General features: G+C 66.4%; 1 protein-coding gene and 1 pseudogene. Both read left to right on the top strand.

The window, feature by feature from the left end:
• Window positions 1–307: pseudogene (locus PMES_RS16365) on the top strand (AAA family ATPase); the annotation flags it as partial.
• An 88-nt stretch (window positions 308–395) separates the two neighbouring features.
• Window positions 396–593: hypothetical protein (locus PMES_RS16370; protein WP_159966774.1), on the top strand; the 198-nt coding region annotated here is incomplete at its 3' end.

The following is a 593-nucleotide window of genomic DNA, read 5'->3' on the forward strand; positions in this document are numbered from 1 at the left end:
CCAGAAGCTTCAGCAATGGGAGCGCATCCACGGCCGGATGCTCGACTGGGTCGCGGCCCAGCCGGCGGACGCGCGTGATGTGGGGCACCTGGCGCCGATCTACGCCCCCGGCCTCGAAGTGTCCGGAGAGCTTCGCGAGCAGATCCTCAAGGCCTCGAACGCGTCGATCCGGCGCATCTGCGTCAATCTCGACCGCGTGGCCGATTTCGCACGGGTGCGCGGCCTCAAGAAGGTCGGCCAGAAGGAATGGGGCGCACAGTCATTTTTCACGGGCACTGCGCCCAAAGGCAGACAGGATTACACATGAGCATCGAGATCAGACAGAAGGTCTGGAACAAGGTGCGCGCCCTCGAGCGCTTCACCGCCGATGATCTGACGGCGCCAGCCGCGCCGCCGTGCAGAACTACCTCCACAGCTGGGAGCGCTCCGGCGCGATCCGCTTCGACGGCAAGGATGGCCAGCGCCTTCTTTACGTGGCGATCGCGCAGGACGAGACCGCACCGCCCACGGGCAAGGCCGATGGCACGCAAGCCCGCAAAGGCCGGCCGGCGGAGAATATGTGGACCGCCGCGCGGATGCTGACGACGTTCAGC

This window comes from Profundibacterium mesophilum KAUST100406-0324 (genome assembly GCF_009835145.1).
In the GTDB taxonomy this organism is placed as follows: Bacteria; Pseudomonadota; Alphaproteobacteria; order Rhodobacterales; family Rhodobacteraceae; genus Profundibacterium; species Profundibacterium mesophilum.